Raw genomic sequence first — 310 nt, 5'->3', positions numbered from 1 at the left:
GGTTTTATCGAGCAAGAATCTGGCGCAGACGTGTTCGCACATTTCAGCGCGATCTCTGGCGACGGTTTTAAAACTTTAGCTGAAGGCCAACGTGTACAGTTTACTGTTACTCAAGGTCAAAAAGGTCCACAAGCTGAAAACATCGTTAGTATCTAATTGCTTTCGTTAAAATGGGTTAGCAATAGCCCATTTTGAATACTAGTTTGAAAGAAGTTTTGTTTTATTTGTTAGTACCGAGTTGTTTTAGTAATAATCCTGCACGATATCCTCAAGTTAACTATTTTTTCCGGCTCAATCGCCTCTTTTCAGG

General features: G+C 39.4%; 1 protein-coding gene. It reads left to right on the top strand.

The genetic code is table 11. The features are described from left to right. Window positions 1-156 (top strand): cold shock domain-containing protein (locus H5126_RS21335; RefSeq protein ID WP_182720412.1); only part of this gene is annotated, 156 nt, incomplete at its 5' end. Between the last annotated feature and the right edge of the window lie 154 nt (window positions 157-310).

It is taken from the genome of Pseudoalteromonas sp. SG45-3 (assembly GCF_014164075.1).
GTDB classification, from domain to species: domain Bacteria; phylum Pseudomonadota; class Gammaproteobacteria; order Enterobacterales; family Alteromonadaceae; genus Pseudoalteromonas; species Pseudoalteromonas distincta.
The sequence above is the reverse complement of the archived record's forward strand: the minus strand, read 5'-3'. Positions and strand labels throughout refer to the sequence as shown.